Annotated in this window: 12 protein-coding genes; 9 read left to right on the forward strand and 3 right to left on the reverse strand. The window is 51.6% G+C overall.

Annotation, left to right across the window (positions count from 1 at the left end):
- Window positions 1-171 precede the first annotated feature (171 nt).
- The 5 genes from AAGJ81_03760 (at window position 172) to AAGJ81_03780 (ending at window position 7,557) form a co-directional block, all read left to right on the forward strand.
- Window positions 172-2,391, forward strand: a complete 2,220-nt coding sequence (locus AAGJ81_03760; protein MEM0965255.1) for a carboxy terminal-processing peptidase — start codon at window positions 172-174, stop codon at window positions 2,389-2,391.
- 157 nt (window positions 2,392-2,548) lie between these two features.
- Window positions 2,549-3,097, forward strand: coding sequence for a DUF5069 domain-containing protein (locus AAGJ81_03765; GenBank protein ID MEM0965256.1), 549 nt, complete (start codon window positions 2,549-2,551; stop codon window positions 3,095-3,097).
- Between the two features lie 86 nt (window positions 3,098-3,183).
- Window positions 3,184-3,636 carry a flavodoxin domain-containing protein gene (locus AAGJ81_03770; GenBank protein MEM0965257.1) on the forward strand — a complete coding sequence of 151 codons (453 nt, stop codon included), beginning with the start codon at window positions 3,184-3,186 and terminating at the stop codon, window positions 3,634-3,636.
- A 598-nt stretch (window positions 3,637-4,234) separates the two neighbouring features.
- Window positions 4,235-5,371 (forward strand): hypothetical protein, encoded by a 1,137-nt coding sequence (locus AAGJ81_03775; protein ID MEM0965258.1) that lies wholly within the window; start codon window positions 4,235-4,237, stop codon window positions 5,369-5,371.
- A 173-nt stretch (window positions 5,372-5,544) separates the two neighbouring features.
- Window positions 5,545-7,557 (forward strand): thioredoxin domain-containing protein, encoded by a 2,013-nt coding sequence (locus tag AAGJ81_03780; GenBank protein ID MEM0965259.1) that lies wholly within the window; start codon window positions 5,545-5,547, stop codon window positions 7,555-7,557.
- Here the strand turns inward: AAGJ81_03780 and AAGJ81_03785 are convergent.
- Window positions 7,458-8,141, reverse strand: a complete 684-nt coding sequence (locus tag AAGJ81_03785; GenBank protein MEM0965260.1) for a TetR/AcrR family transcriptional regulator — start codon at window positions 8,139-8,141, stop codon at window positions 7,458-7,460. The genes AAGJ81_03780 and AAGJ81_03785 overlap by 100 nt on opposite strands.
- 182 nt (window positions 8,142-8,323) lie before the next feature.
- On the opposite strand from AAGJ81_03785, the gene AAGJ81_03790 reads away from it, so the two are divergent.
- The 3 genes from AAGJ81_03790 to AAGJ81_03800 are packed head-to-tail and all read left to right on the forward strand — an operon-like array spanning window position 8,324 to window position 13,956.
- Window positions 8,324-9,421: an efflux RND transporter periplasmic adaptor subunit gene (locus tag AAGJ81_03790; GenBank protein MEM0965261.1), complete on the forward strand. Its 1,098-nt coding sequence runs from the start codon at window positions 8,324-8,326 to the stop codon at window positions 9,419-9,421.
- Between the two features lie 21 nt (window positions 9,422-9,442).
- Window positions 9,443-12,502, forward strand: a complete 3,060-nt coding sequence (locus AAGJ81_03795; GenBank protein MEM0965262.1) for an efflux RND transporter permease subunit — start codon at window positions 9,443-9,445, stop codon at window positions 12,500-12,502.
- Complete coding sequence (locus tag AAGJ81_03800; protein MEM0965263.1) at window positions 12,499-13,956, forward strand: efflux transporter outer membrane subunit; 1,458 nt, start codon at window positions 12,499-12,501, stop codon at window positions 13,954-13,956. The genes AAGJ81_03795 and AAGJ81_03800 overlap by 4 nt, the downstream gene beginning before the upstream one ends.
- Before the next feature lie 45 nt (window positions 13,957-14,001).
- Here AAGJ81_03800 and AAGJ81_03805 read toward each other — a convergent pair whose 3' ends face one another.
- Window positions 14,002-14,715, reverse strand: a complete 714-nt coding sequence (locus AAGJ81_03805) for a potassium channel family protein (GenBank protein ID MEM0965264.1) — start codon at window positions 14,713-14,715, stop codon at window positions 14,002-14,004.
- Between the two features lie 147 nt (window positions 14,716-14,862).
- On the opposite strand from AAGJ81_03805, the gene cls reads away from it, so the two are divergent.
- The gene (gene cls / locus AAGJ81_03810) at window positions 14,863-16,326 is read left to right on the forward strand and encodes a cardiolipin synthase (protein ID MEM0965265.1); all 1,464 of its coding nucleotides are present in this window, start codon (window positions 14,863-14,865) and stop codon (window positions 16,324-16,326) included.
- Window positions 16,327-16,591: 265 nt separating this feature from the next.
- Here cls and AAGJ81_03815 read toward each other — a convergent pair whose 3' ends face one another.
- A complete protein-coding gene (locus AAGJ81_03815) occupies window positions 16,592-17,389 on the reverse strand; it encodes a superoxide dismutase (GenBank protein ID MEM0965266.1) in 798 nt (265 codons plus the stop codon).
- Window positions 17,390-17,391 lie beyond the last annotated feature (2 nt).

Raw genomic sequence — 17,391 nt, forward strand, 5'->3', positions numbered from 1 at the left:
GAAGTCGCCGCTCCAAACGGAAATCACTCAAAGTCTCACCTTTCAATCTAGGATGTGGAGCCAGTTTCAAGGGCAGGAAAAAGTGCTCGGTTGTTATTCTCGGGTTTTGACCTCTGGGAAAAAACTGTTCTCTATACCGGTATGCAACGGTTACGAATACACTTGGGCTGCATGTTGGCTCTCGTGGTGGCCCACTTGGCACCCGCTGAAGACGGGGTATTTGAGGCAAGCGGTCTGATGCGGGCAGAAACTCGGTGGCTGGTCAACTCGCTTGAGAGGCTCCATTTTTCAGAAATCGCCCTTGAGGACCTGGAGATGTCTGAACTGATCGTGGCATTTATGGAGGATTTGGACTATAACCACCTCTATTTTACGGCCGGGGATCGGGACGGATTTCTTTCCCGCTTTTCGCCCCCTATGGTTCGCTACCTCAGGAGCGGAAATCTCCATCCGGCTTTTCAAGTATTTTCCGTTTTCCAGTCGAGGGTGAAGGAGCGGATCGCTTGGGTGCGTGAATACCTGGATCAGGACTTCGAGTTCAACGAGGGCCTAGTCTACAAAACGGACCGCTCCGAAGAGTCTTGGCCAGCATCGAACGAAGAGGTCGATGAACTTTGGAGGACCCGAATCCAGTATGAGCTGTTGAATGAGTTGATTCCATTGATGGCACCGAATTCGGACGATAGCCTTGACCTGGAAGACGGTGTATCGGAAGCAGATGTTGAGACGGGAGAACCACTTCCTTTCGAAGAGGCCCTTGCAGAGGCCAAAGAAATTGTTGCCCAGCGGTATTTGCGCTTGGAACGGGAAATGAATCGCTTTGAAGCAGCAGAGGTTCAGGAGATTTTCCTTACGACACTGGCAAGGACCTATGATCCTCACTCACTCTACCTCTCCGCTGACTCTTTGGAAGACCTCTCCATTGCTATTGAGAATTCCTTGGTCGGCATCGGTGCCGTTCTGACGGATGTGGACGGTTACTGCACGGTGCGCGAGTTGATTCCCGGAGGACCTGCAGGCCTGAGCAATCAGATTCACGTAGATGACCAGATTCTTGGCGTCGCTCAGGGTGAGGATGGTGAATACGTGGACGTCGTCGGGATGAAACTCAGGAAGATCGTGAAGATGATCCGCGGAGAGAAAGAGAGCGTGGTTCGTTTGAATATTCGACCTGCAGAGGCGGCAGACCCATCGGAACGAAAGGAGGTTGTCCTGGTTCGTGACGAGGTTCAGCTGACAGCTAATTTAGCGAGAGCAAAACTGTATCAGATACCTGTCGATGGTCGCACTGTCCCGATTGGTGTCATCAATCTCCCTTCTTTCTATGGATCCGAGCTACCTGACCATCCAAACTCGAGTGATGACGTTGCCGAGTTGATCGTGAAGATGAAAGCGAAGGGCGTGGAGGGTATCATTCTTGACCTCCGCGAAAACGGCGGAGGTCTCTTGTCCGAAGCAGTCGAGCTAGCCGGGCTCTTCATTCCAGAGGGCCCGGTTGTTCAGGTGAAGACGGTGCAAGGCGATTTGATGCATCATGATGACAGCGATTCCGGTATCGTTTGGGAAGGCCCGTTGCTGGTATTGGTCTCCAAGTTTACAGCCTCCGCTTCGGAAATCGTAGCCGGCGCTTTGCAAAACTACGAACGCGCTTTGGTCGTGGGCGACAGTTCCACTCACGGGAAAGGAACCGTTCAGGGAATCTTTAGAATGACCCCACCTCTCTTTTATTCCCTATCGGCTTCCGGACAGAATGTCGGTGCAACTAAATTGACTGTCCAAAAGTATTACCTTCCAAACGGAGAGTCGACACAGGTAGAAGGAGTGAAAGCCGATCTCGTGATCCCGTCGATGAGCGATTTTCTTTCGATGGGGGAAGCTGATCTCGATCACTCTCTTCCATGGGATACCATCACACCTCTCAGCTTTGGGCTTAAGCAGGAGGATCAGTTGGATTTGATCTTGGTTCAGGAAGGCCTTATCGATTCGCTGCGTGAGCTGAGTGGTGACCGTGTCGATACTTTGGAAGAGTTTTCCGTGATGGCGGAATCCATAGACTTTTTCCGGGAGCGGCGTGAGCAAAAGGAAGTTTCTTTGGACTTGGAAGAAAGGCGTCGGCAGCAGGAAAGCGACCAGAGTCTGCGGGAGTACTTCAATGAGAAAAGGGAAAGTCTCTCGGAGAATGCCTACGATTTTGAACTCTTTGTTCTGGATGCTGAGACGGAGACGGTCGAAGCTTCCGTAGTAGAGGAGGACAAGGATGGTCCCCCATTGGACGTTGTCTTGCGGGAAGGTATTCGGATCATGTCCGATTGGCTTTCGGTTATAGATAACGACTCTTCTTTGCCGAGAGCAGCCGTCGCGCAAAAGGACTTGGGCGTTACCAAGTCTTGACCAAGCTGAATATAGACCTCTCCAGAAGTCATTCCTAGAACGGATGTGACCGGCTTGGTCAATCAGGTAGAAGCCTGTCCTCACTGACCACTCTTGCGCAATTAAATTGGGTTGAGTGTTTGCGCTCGCTTTGGCTGTAAGCATCTTCCGGAGCAATATGGAAACGACCGCTATTGTGCCGGATCTTTATGATCTAACTAACAGGCTTCATCACCTATGGAATCAGGGTGTTGAACGTTATCGGGGAGGTAAAACTACTCCCGGGGATTTTTTCACAGAAAGTGAAACGACAGAGTTGCAGGGTATCGGTTTGGGGGTGATGGACGTTTTCGACTACGTGGAAGACTTTGTTTCTTCTGGAGATCCTGACGTTGGGACTTTCCTGCTAGTTTCTTTTGAGAGAGTGCTCTTTTTCTTCGAAGATCAGGGGGGAGAGCCGTCAAGTGAGTGGATATCCGAGGCGAGCCTTCCGCCAAGGGAGGAGACAGTCGCAGGGATTCCTTGGCTGCCTCGAATTTTGGTCAAGGCCAACGCAAAGCTACGTGGCCAATTGCCTGGCGAAGTGATGTATGGCTGCGGTGGTGACCGCAGATTTCTTCGGAGCTGTGGCATCCATCCGGCAGAGTTCCTGAGAAAGGTGAAGTCCTCGTCCGATGAAGATGTAGTTTCTTGGGTGGTGTCTCGTCTAGGAAATAGGGAAAAGTAAGGAGGATCCGCACAGCGGTTTTTTTGGAATCCGGTGTTATGGATTTGTGAATTGAAATTATCAGAAAGTAAAATTTGTCTAAGGTTATGAGCGAAAATGGAGCAGTGAAAATATTGTTTGGGACAATGACCGGCAACGCCGAGGAGTTGGCGAACGATTTGTCTGATAAGTTGGAATCCGCCGGGGTAAGCGCGGTTGTTGAAGATGCGGGTGATTATGACGTTACCCGCCTAAAGGACGAGAAAAAGCTCGCCGTAGTCATTTCTACGTGGGGCGAGGGAGATCCCCCTGACGACGCCGAAGACTTTTGCTTTGATTTGTACGATGGAAAAGCGGGCGAACTTCCGAATCTTGAATTCTCGGTTTGTTCGCTTGGCGATACCTCCTATGACGATTTCTGCGGATGCGGCCGGAAGGTCGAGGAGTCATTGGTGAAGGCAGGTGCCAAGAAAATTCTGGATCGGGCGGATTTAGACGTTGATTTCGAAGATGGCTACGAAGAGTGGGCGGAAAAGCTGGTAGCCGTACTCAAGGCCTAAGACCGCAGGAAATATTCGGGTTTGGTCAAAGCCCCGTGCGCTTCCTGCGACCAAGGCGAAAGAGGTCCAAAGGCGCAGGGCTGATGGTTTCAATTCCTAGTAGAGATCGGATTCCTTCGAGGTATTTGGGATTCTACCTATTTCCTTGTTTGCAACTCAGGTGTTCGCAGGGAAATCAGGGTGGCGGCATAGCGAAGTGCTTTCGCAAGCGTAGCATCGGTCGCGAAGACCAATGACCCATAAAGGCCGGTAATCACTCATGACACCACGGTCATCCGTCTGCGTGGGCTTCGGCCCTTCGACAGACTAAGGGCGGTGAGCTTGTTCGAACCGCGAGCTCAGTCGAGTCGCGGATGCTTCTACGGAAATTTCCAAATGGGTCTTTGGATATTGCCATTCAAGTGCCTGCTTTTGCTTCGCTTATTAATTCGCTACCTAAATAGAACAGACTCGGGATCCGATATCGGGATCGAAATCGGGTCTCGAGTGCTTTCGATAGCGATACCGATTTCGATTTTTGCGAGCATGCTTTGTATCAGGCGCGATTTAATAAAAAGGAAAGTCCACAGACGCCGGGTTCTTAATTCGTTTAAAAATCATGGTTTCTTTCCTTTCCATCAACGCCCATGTGAGTTTATCGTCTCTCCATACTATGAATAACCCACAGACGAAACCCATATTTCTTCTCACCCTTGCTGCAGCCGTCTTGATTGGTGGTGCTGCCTGTAGCCCATCGGGTGATTCTGGTAGTAGCCCTGCAGCCTCCAATGAAGCTCTCAAGGCTTTTCCTGAATCGGCTGATATCGCTATGTATTTTGATCAGAAGGCGATGAGTGAATCTGAGTTTTCGAAAGCAGTTGCTGGAATGCAGGAGACCCTCCCGCAAGCAGAGGAGTCACAGGAAATTGCAGACACAATCACCGAAATTACCGGACTTAGTGACGATGATGTGACGGTGTTTGCTTTGGCCGTTTCGGGCTTGGAAATGGTGCAGGTCGATCCCACAGCGCTCAAAATCAGCGGCGCTGTATCAGCCGACAAGGTAGTTACCGCTGATCAGATTGTCCAAGCAATCACCTACGTTACTGAGCAAAGCGGCGAGTCTTTTGATATGACGGTGACCGAGGGCGAAGGAGTTCAATACATTGAATTCCCCAAGGAGCCTGGGGCACCAGAGATTTTTTCTGCAGTGACCAATGATGGTTCTTCGACGACTGCTTTCTTCGGAGACAAGACGAGCGTGGACTCTTCGGTTGCGCGTTCCTCAGGTTCTATTCCTGCTGCTCTTTCGGCTCCGAGTATGGGGTTGATTGATGGCCAGCAGGGCTGGATCTCCATCATCTTGCCAGAGTCCTTGAAGGCTCAGTTGGCTGGAATGGCCGCTCAGGGTGAGGCGTTTGCTCCGGGTCTTTCGAAGATCCAGAGCCTCGAGAGTATTGGAGTCGGTATGATGGCTGCTGATGACCTAGCTATGAAGATTGGACTGAATCTTGGCTCAGAGGAAGATGCACAAGCGATTGCGAGCATCCTCAACAATCAATTGATCTCCTTTGCGAAAATGATGGTTGCGGGAAACACTCCAGAACCTCTCCCCGTTCTCGACTCGCTCGTCGCGGGTAGCGAGGGAAGTAGGGCAACGCTTTCTTTGGCGATCACGCTGAAGGATCTGGAAATTCTCCAAACCCAGCTTTTGAACTTTCTTCCGGGAATGGGTTTACCGGTTCCAGGTGCTTGAGCGGGTTTTTCCTCCAGACCGAAGAAGTCCTGGCGTCCGCGATTGTATCTGAGACTGACCTTTCTGGTATCAAGAAGTCCTGAGTGCGTTTTGCCTTTAGCCCTACTATTGGGTTGCTGATTTTCGTGGACGCAGGGTTTGCGAACCTTGTCTTTTATGGCGAAGAGTGAGGGATGGCCAACCAACTCGCTAAAGAAACCAGTCTTTACCTCCGCCAGCACGCGGAGAATCCAGTGGATTGGATGCCGTGGGGAAAAGAGGCCTTCGCCAAAGCCTCGGCTGAAGACAAGCCTATGCTCGTTTCGATCGGGTATTCCTCTTGTCACTGGTGCCATGTGATGGCTCATGAATCTTTTGAGGATGATTACATCGCCCGAATCATGAACAAGCACTTCGTGTGCGTTAAGGTCGACCGGGAAGAGAGACCCGATGTGGATCGAGTTTACATGGAGGCCGTTCAAATGATCAATCAGCATGGGGGTTGGCCTTTAAATGCCTTTTGCCTCCCGGACGGGCGGCCATTTTATGGCGGCACTTATTTCCCTCCACAGGACCGTGGTCAGGGAATGATACCTTGGCCGCAACTGCTGATGAGGATCTCAGACTATTTTCAGTCGAGGCGTGAAGAACTGGAAGAGAATGCAGGTAATATCGTCGCTAACCTCAAACACCAGTCGACGGTAACAACGGAAGAGGCTTCGAATTGGGAAGTTCGCGACTTGCTCGGTGCAGTTCGCAAGATTATCGGCACCGCGGATTTAGAAGAAGGAGGCTTTGGAGAGGCTCCCAAATTCCCACCGTCGATGGTTCTCCAGTTTCTTCTTGCGATGAGGCAGACCAGAGCTTGCGGAAACGAGAATCCAAAGATGGCAGATCGGATAGACAAGGTGGTTTCGTTGACCCTGGAGAAAATGGCCAGAGGGGGTTTATTTGATCAGATTGGCGGTGGTTTCTGCCGGTATTGCGTAGACGATGACTGGACGATCCCACATTTCGAGAAGATGCTCTACGACAACGCATTGTTGATCGAGACTTTCTCAATGGGCTGGTCCCGCTACCGAAATCCATTGTTTGAAAGGGTCGTTGCGGATACGGTTGAGTGGCTGGAGCGGGAAATGCGAACCACCTCAGGTCTCTTTGCGGCATCGATTGACGCGGATTCTCCTGAGGGCGAGGGTAGATTCTACTGTTGGACCCCAGAGCAACTCAGGGTATATCTCGATGAGGAGACGGCAGAGCGTTTTTCAAAGGCATACCGCATTACCAAGGCGGGCAATTTTGAGGATGGTCTGTCCTACCCCCAGTTTGATGGCACGGTTGAGGATCGCGATGAACTCTTGGAGGCGCGATCGATCCTCTACGAAAAGCGCTTGGAGCGTCCTGCTCCAGTTTGCGACAAGAAAGTGCTCGTTTTTTGGAATGCATTGATGGCCCGAGCCTTGATCCATGCAGGATCAATCTTTAACCGGAAAGAGTGGGTCAGCCGAGGTGGTGAAGTTTTGAGTATCCTGCTTCAGGAGGCGTTCCAAGGGGAGCACCTGCTTGCTCGGATTGACGAAGATGCGCCAGAGGCGTTTTTGGATGATTATGCAACGCTTGCCCATGCCTGTTTGGTTGCTTCTGGTCGAGAGGACCTACTTCCAACTCAGGATACCAAGCGTTTTCGTGAGGCGGCTGTTGCGCTCGGTTCCACGGTGCTGTCCCGGTTCCAGAACGAGGGCGGAAGCGGTTTTTACTTTACAGGTGTGGATGCGGATACACCGGTTTTAAGACAAATCGAGTGGTATGATAATGCGACTCCTTCCGGAAATTCGACGATGGTCCATGTTTTGGTTGGGCTCTCGACTCTCGTTGAGGATGTAAAGTGGCAAAGGGCCCTGGATTCATTCCGGCCTTCCTACGCGTCTCTTGTGGATCGGGTGGCGAATGGCGTAGCCTTTGGCCTGACTGCGTGGACACAGGAAGCGTCGGGACTGCTGGTGCTCAAAGCCTCGACGACCAAGGCTCTGCAAGAGTTTTCGAACGAAGTTTCAAAGCGAATTTGGAGACCCTATTGGACAATTATCGATCCTGACGTCCCAAAGGGTCATTGGCGTCTATGCGTCGGAACTACCTGTTTACCCGACTTCAAATCTTCAAAAGAGGCTGCTGAGACGGCAACCCTATCGGTGCCACTCGAAGAGTAGTTGAGCATAAGGTGAGTCATGATTCGGACGTGATCGTCCACTCTCTTCTCATCGGTCGGATCAAAACCGCAGAGTTTTTCGAATTCCAGGCGGCTCGCGAAAATGGCAGAGGAAGCACCGAGGAATATATAGAATGCATGAGGTTGTTCGCTAGCGTCGATTTTTGGGAAATGTCGGCAAAAGACTTCAAAACCAGGTTGCACGTAGCGAGGAACAATCCAATCGAGGCGTTCGTCATGACTGACATTGTTCTCGATCATGAAGCGCATAAGGACCGGGTTGCGCGCAGCAAATCGAACAAAGTGGCCAATCCATCGGCGAGCTCGATCTGCACTTGAATTTCCCTGATGATCGAGGCAGTCCGGAACTTCGGCGCGGACGCGGGAGAACAGGTGTTCTGTGACCGCTTTCCACAAAATCTCCTTGTTTGGAAAATGGTAGGTCAAAAGCCCCTGCTGAATGTTTGCTTTGCGGGCTATCTTGTAGCTACTGGCTTCACTGAAACCAACCGTGGCAAACGTTTCGAGAGCGGCGAGGAGAATTTTTTCCTGAGTATCAATTCTCTGCTTTTGACGTTGGTTCATGTAGGGGATGGTACTCTGGGTGCGACGGAACTTGCGAAGCGTATATGACCCGGTTTGAATTGTCTATGTTGATATTGGTGGGCTTGAAAGGGGCGGGTCTCAGAATAACGAGTTTTTGTGAAAGCGGCACGTTTTTCGCTTGTTAGATGACTAGTTAAGTGATGCTTATAGCGAAAGTTGCGATGGTTAGTTCATATTCATCCTCTTTTAGTCGGGGACTCTTGGTAGGAGTGTTGGGTGGTTGCATGGTAGTCTTGGCAGGCTGCGGTGATGCTGTTGAAGAACAGGTAGAAGTTCCGAGACCAGTGAGGGCGGTTCCTGTTTTCCCAAGTGCAGCGATTGCCGGTGGCGATTTGCCGGGGCGCGCTGAGGCGACAAACGAGGTGAACCTGGCGTTTGAGGTGAGTGGCGTTATCACCGAAATTCCCGTTGAGAAAGGAGACCGCGTAAAAGCGGGTGATGTTCTCGCGAAACTGGCTCCTCGCGACTACCAGAATTCGCTGAATTCTGCGGAAGCGGAGCGTGAACGGGCAAAAGCGCAATTTGACAGAGTATTTGAGGCCTCAAAGACCGGAGCGGTTTCAGAGCAGGAGGTGACGAATGCCAGAGCAAGCCTCGATATCGCAATCGCGGATTTCGATCTAGCGAAGAAGGCATTGGAGGACACGGTTTTGGTCGCACCTTTTGATGGAGTCATAGCGACCCTTTTCGCAGATGAATTTCAGAGAATTCGGGCGACGGAGACTGTCATTCGTCTTCTCGATGATTCACAAATCGAATTTACGGTTCAACTTCCCGAAAGATTCCTTCCTTATCTTTCATCGATTAAACGTTTTACTGTTACTTTTGACATTTTTGGGGATATGCCCCTTCCGGCGCTTATCGATAGCGTTGGCTCAGAAGCTTCTGAAGCGACGCGGACCTATCCTCTCACCCTCATCCTCGACCAGCCCGATGGACTTCAGATTCTCCCCGGTATGTCTGGGCAGGCGAATGCAGAGCTGGCATTCGAAGAGAACGGGAACATTCCGGCTGGTCTTCCAGTTCCCGGAGTTCGGATTCCACCCTCTGCTCTTGTTGAGCGTGACGGTTCTTCTGCGGTTTGGGTGTTGGACAAAGAGTCGTCTACCGTGTCTCTCGAAGAGGTCCAGACCGTTGGTGTTTCGGGAGATGGAGTGTATCTCCAGTTCCAAGAACTGGACGGAGTGGACTGGATTGTGACTGCTGGAACGCAGTTTCTCAAAGAGGGGCAGTCGGTTCGGCTACTCAACGAAGAGTAAAAGCACTTTGCCGAGAGAATAATGGGAATTCCAAAATTCGCGGTCGAGAAGGCGACTGTCACTTATTTCACCTCTGCCGTCCTTTTCCTTGTAGGTATTTTTAGTTTTTTCCAGTTGGGACAGCTGGAAGACCCGGATTTCTCGCTCAAAGTCGCTTACGTGATTACTCCCTACCAGGGAGCCTCACCGGAGGAGGTTGAGGAAGAGGTCACCGACTTGATTGAAACGGCGGTTCAGGAGATGACCGAAGTGGACTACATCGAATCGAGTTCCCAAGCTGGCCTCTCCATCGTCAAAATCGAGGTGCGGGCGGAGTTTTGGTCCGATAAGCTTCCCCAGATCTGGGACACTCTTCGGCGAAAGGTGCGGGACGTCGAAGGGAGTCTGCCGGAGGGAAGTGGTCGACCAATCATCAACGACGATGTTGGGGATGTGTATGGATCGGTTCTCGCTTTAACCAGCGATGGCTTTTCGGACGCCGACATGGCGAACTACGCTGACGATTTGCGGACGCAGCTTCTGGCAGTTCCCGGCGTAGGAAAGGTTCAAGTCTGGGGGGACCAGAGCGAGGCAATATACATCGATTACTCTCGAGCCAATCTCGCTACCCTAGGTATCGGGGAAGGTGACTTATTCGCCACTCTGCGAGGGCAAAATCTTGTGGTCGATGCGGGAAGCATTGATATCGGCGACCAAAGGCTCAGGGTAGAAACAACTGGCGGCATTAAAGACCCAGCTGATATCGCGGAGTTGATCATTCGTCCGTCTTCCGGAGAAACGGAGATCATACGTCTTCAAGACGTGGGAACGGTTCGCCGCGGTTATATTGAACCGGCTTCAACCCGAATGCGTTTTAATGGTCGGGATGCAGTCGCGATTTCGGTCTCTGGTAAACCGGGCGAGAACATTGTGAAGCTCGGAGCCCGGATCGACGAAAAGGTCCGGGATCTTCGTCTTGCTTTGCCGATCGGGTTGGAGCTGGATCGGGTCCATTGGCAGTCGGATGTGGTTTCGGATTCGGTGAACAGCTTTATTGAAAGCTTTGCCCAAGCAGTCCTGATCGTCCTGGTAGTCATCACTCTCTTCATGGGCTGGAGGATGGGAATTATCATCGGAACGGCTCTGATTCTCACGATTACGGCCAGCTTTATTCTGATGCTGGCTTTTGGGATCGACCTACAAAGAATGTCCCTGGGAGCTTTGGTAATTGCGCTGGGCATGATGGTCGATAACGCGATCGTGGTTGCGGATGGAACTTCGGCTCGGATCGCTAAGGGTATGAATGCAAAGGAAGCGGCAATCGAGGCGGCAACCCTCCCTGCGATGCCCTTGCTGGGGGCGACACTCATTGCGGTGATGACCTTTTATCCAATCTACGCGTCGACTGACGCGGCGGGTGAATATTGCGCATCGCTTTTTTCGGTCGTGGCAATCGCACTGTTTTCGAGTTGGATCATTTCGATCACAATCACCCCTCTCCAGTGTATCGGCATGATCAAAAAGCCTACCGAGGAGGAACTGGCCAAAGATCCCTATGGGTCAAAGCTCTACCGCACCTTCAAATCAATTTTGGAGGGCGCAATTCGTTTTCGGTTTTTCACAATTGCGATCATGGTCGCCTTGTTGGTTTCGGCCCTTTTCAGCTTCACCTATGTGAAGCAACTCTTCTTCCCGGAGTCATCGATGGAAAAGTTCATGGTTGATCTCTGGGCGATCGAAGGATCAAGCCTCGCCGCGCATAGCGAAGAAATCAGAAGTCTGGAAGCGTTTCTCTTGGAGGATGACAGAGTAGAGGACGTGGTCACTTTTATTGGTGAAGGCCCGCCACGATTCTACCTCCCGGTTTCTCCCGAGCTCAGCTACGCCTCCTATGCACAGTTGATCGTTAATGTCGCAGACGCGAGCGATATTCCTGAGTTAATTTCGAAAGTAAACGAGGAGGGGTCGATTCTTCTTCCGGGGAGTCTGGTGGCTCCCCGTGCCTACGGAGTCGGTCCCGATACTACTTATAAATTCGAAATGCGGATCACGGGTCCTTCAAATGCCGATCCTGGAGAGCTACGGGATGCTGCTGCAAAGGTGGAAGATGTCCTGTTGACCTCACCTCTTCTCGCATATGTCACGACGGATTGGCGCCAGCGGACCCCTGTGATTCAGCCTGCTTTTGATCAAAGTCGTGGGCGGTTTGCACAAGTCTCCCGTGAGGATGTTTCTAATTTGATAAAACAAGTCTTTGATGGATCGACAGTTGGCGTTTACCGAGAGGACGATGACGTTCTCCCGATCATTCTCCGAAACGAAAATAGCGAGCGAACCGGCTTCACGAACGTTGAGGTTCTTCAGTTGGCAGCAAATGAGACCCGTGGTCCCTTGCCTCTCGCGCAGGTAGTTAATGGAACCGAGATTTCCTGGGAAGATCCATTGATTTGGCGACGCGATCGTTTAAGAACCATTACAGTTCAAGCCAATCCAATCGCTGGGGTAACTTTTGCGGAGTTGATGGCTACGGTTCAAAGTGAGTTGGATGCAATTGAATTTCCCAGTGGCTACGTGGTGGAGATGGGCGGTGAGCAGGAGAGCAACGAGAAGGCGCAAAAATCCCTTATTCCAGGGGTGGTGCCAGCGTTCCTCATTGTGATTCTGACTTTGGTTCTCCTCTTCAACGCTCTGCGGCCTCCGGTACTGATCCTCCTTATTGTTCCGTTCGCGATCATCGGCGTTTCCTACGGCCTCCTGTTGTCGGGTGCAGCTTTTGGTTTTGTCGCGTTGTTGGGAGCCATGAGTCTTTGCGGAATGATCATCAAGAACGCCATTGTCTTGATCGACGAAATCAACCTCATCAAGAGCGAGGGTAAAAATGCTTACGATGCGACGATTGGGGCCGCACTTTCCCGTTTGCGGCCGGTTGCTCTTGCTGCTGCGACGACGGTCCTCGGAGTGATTCCTCTTTTAACCGATGTCTTCTGGGTGGGCCTATCAGTCACCATCATGGCTGGGCTGAGTTTTGGAACGATTGTGACGATGATTCTCCTGCCAACCTTCTATTGCACTTTCTACAACGCAAGGGCTGAGACCAAATGAGAGAAGCACTGTCCGAACGTCTGTATGCTTTCCTTCCTCTTCTAAGCCTCTTTTTTCTAGGTGGCTGCATCACAGTCGGTCCAGATTACGAGGCACCTGAAATCTCATTGCCGGATAGTTGGCAGTCGCCTTACGAGCGAAATGTTGGGGAAACAAAAGCGAACCAAGAGAGTTATTGGCTCGTTTTCAACGATTCGGTTCTCAACGAAGTGATCGAAAGAGTGGGAAAGCAGAATCGTGACCTTCGAGCGGCTCTGGCGGCGATCGACGAGGCTCGTGCTTCCCTTGGGATTGCCTCATCAGAGAGATTTCCGAGTATCGCGGTCGATGGTTCGGCTACTTTCGACCGAACGAGTGTCAATGTGTCTCCAGTCGAATCACCGATTCGTGATCGGGACGACACCACCTTTTCAATTGGGCCCAATGCATCGTGGGAAATTGATCTCTTTGGACGAGTTCGACGCAGTATTGAATCCGCATCCGCTTCGTTTGAAGCGAGTGAAGCGCAATACGCCGATCTTTTGGTGATTCTTTATGCGGAAACGGCTCAGGCCTACTTCGATTTCCGCGCAGTTCAGCAACGATTAGAGTTTGCGACTTCGAACGTTACCTCTCAGGAAAATACTCTGAATCTAACCGTAAACCGCGTGAAAGCGGGCCTGGCTCCGGAACTGGATCGAGCGCAGGCAGAGCTTAATTTGAACCGTAGTCGAGCTCTATTGCCCCAGCTGCGGGAGGCGCGGGACAACCTATTGAACGCCTTGGCTGTTTTGACAGGGGACTATCCGTGGGACCTGGCGCCTCTTCTCGGAACTGAGTATGCTGAGCAGGACTCGATTCCGATTGTCTCGGTTACAACAGTTCCAGCCGACTTGCTCAGGCAGCGCCCAGATATCCGCCAAGCGGAACGGAATCTCGCGGCTCAGACAGCGCAAATTGGTGTGGCGACTGCAGATTTGTATCCCCGCTTTTCGTTAAACGGGGTATTCACTTTTGACGCATTTGACGCGCAAGACTGGTTTAACGGAGACTCGCGGGCTTTTTCAATCGGTCCATTCATGAGTTGGAGAGTGTTTGAGTTTGGAAGACTCCGCGATCTGATCCAGGTCGAGGAGGCTCGCACGGATCAGGCTCTTGCGCAGTATGAACAAACGGTTCTAACCGCGATTCAAGAGGTTGAAGATTCTCTTTCCGGCCTTGCGAACGAGCGTCGCCGTAACGGTGATCTTCGTCGAGCCTCCGAGGCTGCTGAGGAATCGGTTCGCTTGTCGCTGGATCTTTATCGAAGCGGTCTGGTCGAATTCGATACGGTTCTGACCAGTGAGCAAGCCCTTCTCGAACTTCAGGATAGTCTCGCGGAAAGCAATGGAATCATGCGTCAGAACATCGTTCAGTTCTATCGCAGTATTGGCGGAGGCTTTGGAATAAGGTCACCAGAGGATCCAGACGATTGAGAACCAAAAAGGGCGAAAGATCAGGTTGCCACGTCGGCAATTCTGTCAGTTTTCCTTGTTCTTGGATACGATGCTCAGCCCGACGAGCCTACCAATTAAAATTGCCACGTAGATCTGCCCCATGAGGGCTTGGGCTGAGACCAGCATTCTCGCCAGCGAAGAGACTGGGGTAATGTCTCCATATCCAAGGGTAGTTTGGGTGACCGTACTAAAGTAAATGGCTAATCCTGCATTCTTACCTTCCAACACGATTCTTCCCTCTAAAGTGGATTGGAGAGCTGATGAGAAGGAAAACGCTGAAGGATCGAGCAGTGTACAGATTGAATACATAGCTGCCCAAAACACCGCCAGCATCAGGTAGGAAGAGATACCGATTAAGAGGGTATCTAAAGTCACTTCGCGAGTCTTCATCAGCAGCCGGATAAAACGGCAGAAGACAAGCCCGATGACTCCCGCCAAACCAGCGAAGTAGATGAGAGAAATCGCTTGGTTGCTGGTGATGGATGCAGAGATTTGAAGGATCGCGAGTACGCCAGCTATCGAAATGCCCAAGACCAAGGCGAGTCTTCCAGTCGTAATGATCAGGAAACTCACAAAAGAGAGCCCGACCAGTGAAATCCAAAAAAGCACGTTGGTCACCGTTTGCGAACCGGTGACCAGCTGGAGGAGGGGAGAAACAACGATCAATAAAACCTGAAACGTAAGAATCCAGCGAACGGAGTTGATGCGCCTGACCGAAAAGTCATCCTTCGAATCCACAGAGGCTGAAGTAATCTAAGGTGTATCGAGACGCCAATCCCTAAATTTCAAATGAGGGCTCTTGATTGGTTTCTGAATTCAGTTTTGCAGAGAACTATTGCATCGAGCCTATCCGGGTTGATGAAATAGAACCTTTCGCTACTATTCATGAATGCCTCTGTTGACTACTCGGACCTTCTGGCGGTTCTCCACCTTTCTCTGGTTCTCGTCATTTCGATTCGAGTGATCATGCGAAGGCCGGCTACCGGGGTGGCATTGACTTGGCTATTCGTCGTTAGCGCGATCCCGTTCGCCGGCGCCCTTTTTTACCTTCTGATCGGGGAACGGCGAATCAGCCGGAGGCGCATTCGTCGAATCGCAGAGCGTAAGGTCGACTACGAGAGTCTCGTGAGGCTCGGAATGGATCGAGACATTACGATTGTCGATTGGGGTAAACATCCCGGTGAAGCAAAGGGAATGAATCTTCTTGGAACGAACATGATTGGGTTTCCAACTGTTTCTGGAAGCAGCGGTCACTTGATTTCCGATACCGAAGAGATGCTTGATTCGATCGCCAGAGACGTGGATGCAGCCGAACACTCGGTCTTTATGGAGTTTTACATTTGGAACGAAGGGGGAAAGGCTGACAAAGTTCTCGATTCTCTCATTCGTGCGGCGAGCAGAGGAGTGGTTTGTCGTGTGTTGGTGGACTCATTGGGAGCGCGGCCTTGGTGGAAGGGCTCACAACCAGAAAAGCTGAGACAGGCGGGTGTCCATCTTGCGGAGGCCTTGCCGGTCGGGCTCTTCCGCACTTTCCTGGATCGAACCGACCTTAGGGTTCATCGAAAGATTATCGTTATCGATGGGAAGATTGCCTGGACCGGGAGCATGAATCTTGTTGATCCGAAGTATTTTAAACAGGATGCGGGAGTGGGAGAGTGGGTCGATGCTATGGCTCGAATGGAAGGGTCAGTGATTGTTCCCCTCGGTCTCACTTTGATTGGTGATTGGGTCTTGGAAACGGATGATTCGATTGAAACCCTCATTCGTGAATCCCGTCTCTCTACGGTGGAACCAAAGCCTGGGGTGGATATTCAGGTGGTTCCTTCTGGTCCGGGTGAGACGGATGACGGGTTGCTACAAATGCTACTCACTACGGTGAATTCAGCTGATCGGGAGTTGGTCCTCACGACCCCTTATTTCATTCCTGACGAGTCGTTGTTGCGTGCTATGAGGGGTGCAGCCGCACGAGGAGTAAAGGTACACCTGATCCTACCGGAAAAGGTGGACTCGGTCCTAACGAGGTATGCGAGCCGTTCTTACTACAGTGAATTGATGGAAGAAGGGATCCAGATCCATCTATACCGCGGTGGTCTCTTACACACAAAATCGATTACCGCAGATCAAAGCATAACGATGTTTGGCACTGTGAATCTCGACATGCGGAGTATCTGGATCAACTACGAGGTCGCCTTGTTCGTGTATGGGCATGCAGTTGGAGAGGAAGTGCGCGCCCTTCAACAGACTTACATCGACGACTCATTAGTTATCGATGCCGAAGAGTGGGAGACTCGGTCAATGGCTCAGCGGTTCTTTGAAAATGTTTGCCGCTTGGCAAGTCCGCTACTCTAGAGCATTTTGCGATTAGTTTGAACCATCAGGCTGAGCGGATTTTGCGCCTCAACGAGGCGGAGCGACGCGCTGCGCACTAGAAGTGCGTGAGCGTCGCTCGAACGCTGTTGGGGCCCAAAAGCAGCCAGTCCTCTGGATGGGGTTAAAATGAGAGTTCGCTGCGTTAGCTTGGTGTTCACGGGCTTCAGCCCGCTACACACCAAGCCGCCTTGCGCTGCTCTCATTTTAAATCCCACCTGACGGTTCAACCTAATCGCAAAGTGCTCTAGGCAGCTCCTCGAAGGCGCTTGTCTACCGCGCTCCAGTCGACGATGTTTTTCCACGCATTGAGGTAATCCCCTCGGCGGTTCTGATATTTCAGATAATAGGCGTGTTCCCAGACATCCACCCCAAGAAGCGGCCGAAGGGAAGGATCATCCATCCACGGTGTATCTTGATTGGGTGTCGAGACCACCACTAGCCCTCCCTCAGGATTTTTGCAGAGCCAGGACCACCCGCTACCAAAGCGTCCCAGCCCGGTAGAAACCATCTCCTCCAGGAGACCATCCACGCTACCGAACGCTCCGTCAATGGTGGCTTGCAGGGGTGAGGACGGAGTCACGCCTGGGTTCACTAAGGAATACCAAAAGAGGCAATGGTTGAGATGACCCCCTCCGTTGTTGCGAACTGCGGTCTGAATCGGAGCGGGGACCGCGTTGAGATCCGTAAGCATCTCTCCGAGGGTGAGGCTGTGGGTTGCCGGGTAGTTTTCTATCGCGGCGTTGAGCTTACGGACATAGCCAGCATGATGCTTTGTGTAATGGATCTCCATCGTGCGTGCGTCGATGTAGGGCTCCAACGCATCGTATGCGTAGGGTAGGGGTGGAAGTGCAAATGGGTAGGTCAGGGACTCGAAGTCGAGCATGGCAGGGACCCCGGAAGGTGTCTCCGAAGAATTGCCGGTTTGACCGAAAGTGCGTTTGGATAGAAGACCCGAAAAAGCGAAGGCACCCATTCCGAAGGTACTTTGCTTGAGGAATGTCCGACGACTGGAAGGAGAGCAGATTTGGGATCGTATATTCATGG

It is taken from the genome of Verrucomicrobiota bacterium, assembly GCA_038744685.1.
In the GTDB taxonomy this organism is placed as follows: domain Bacteria; phylum Verrucomicrobiota; class Verrucomicrobiia; order Opitutales; family Puniceicoccaceae; genus Puniceicoccus.